This window comes from Bradyrhizobium sp. Unk1 (assembly GCF_059512345.1).
This window is the reverse complement of the sequence record NZ_JCAMOP010000177.1, coordinates 1-1209: the sequence shown is the minus strand read 5'-3', so window position 1 is coordinate 1209 and position 1209 is coordinate 1. Positions and strand designations below refer to the sequence as shown.

The following is a 1209-nucleotide window of genomic DNA, read 5'->3' as shown; positions in this document are numbered from 1 at the left end:
TCCTGGCGATGAGATATCGTTCAGAGGGACTTGACGAACAAAGGCCCATTACAGAAGCACTACTTTGGCAGATTTTGGTGATTGAGCGGCGGGACCAGATTCCCGAATCGGTTTTTCAATGATTCATAGGTGGTCGGCTTTTGGAGGGCCGATCGAAGGACGTAGACTGGCAAGTCGATCTTGATCGCTGGCTTGCACCGTTTGTCGCAGCGCTTGGGCACAGGACAAGGGCACGGATGTGTCCGGCTTACGTTGCCGGGCTGATTGGTCCTGGAGACCGCAAGAGCGTTCAGCCGATGGCGGCACGCGCTGACGAGGTCAGCTATGATCAGCTTCATCATTTCGTCGCTCCGGGAGTTTGGGACAGTGCTCCATTCGAGGCCGCCCTGCTGAAGGAGGCAGATAGCTTGGTTGGCGATGAAGCAGGGTTTCTTGTCATCGACGACACCGCCTTGCCGAAGAAGGGATGTCACTCGGTTGGCGTCGCACCACAATATGCCTCATCGCTGGGAAAGACTGCCAATTGTCAGTCGCTGGTCTCGGTAACGTTGGCCTCGCGCGAGGTGCCGGTGATGGTGGGCCTGCGGTTATTCCTTCCCGAGAGTTGGACGGATGATTCCGAGCGCATGGCGCGGGCCGGTGTGCCGAAGGATCGACAAACTCCTTTGACAAAGCCGGAGATTGCGGTCGAGGAGATCGACCGCGTCATCGCCTCCGGCGCGCGTTTTGGCTGTGTGCTTGCCGATTCAGGATACGGTTCGAGCGGACCTTTCCGTCGGGCTTTGAGCGAGCGTGGCCTGCTGTGGGCGGTAGGTCTATCGCGACGCCAGAACGTCTATCCCGCCGACGTTACCCTGATCTTCCCCGTCGCGAAGAGCGGAAAGCCTGTCCGTCGTCAGATAATTTGAGACTGGTCAGGCTTTTTGAGAAGGGAGACTCTGGCTCATCAGGTTAGAGTTTAAGCGACCTGCAGTTGATGCTGCAAGCGGCGGTTTGCGATGGTGTCGCGCTTGATGCGGTTTCGTTCTGCGAGGATCGCCTCAGCCCTGCCGAAGTAGACATCGGCTGGCGTGAGGTTGTCGATGCTCTCATGATAGCGGACGTGATTATAGTGTTCGACGAAGGCTCCCACTTGACGCTCGAGATCACCGGGTAGGTAATAGTTGTCGAGCAGGATGCGGTTCTTCAGCGTCTGATGCCAGCGCTCGA

The 1209-nt window shown here is 57.6% G+C and carries 1 protein-coding gene and 1 pseudogene; one reads left to right on the top strand and one right to left on the bottom strand.

Annotation, left to right across the window (positions count from 1 at the left end; genetic code table 11):
• Nucleotides 1-125 precede the first annotated feature (125 nt).
• Nucleotides 126-902, top strand: a pseudogene (locus AC5ZFO_RS47965) (IS701 family transposase); the annotation flags it as partial.
• Between the two features lie 56 nt (nucleotides 903-958).
• Here the strand turns inward: AC5ZFO_RS47965 and AC5ZFO_RS47960 are convergent.
• The coding region (locus AC5ZFO_RS47960) for an integrase core domain-containing protein (protein ID WP_496124261.1) at nucleotides 959-1209 on the bottom strand (251 nt) is incomplete at its 5' end.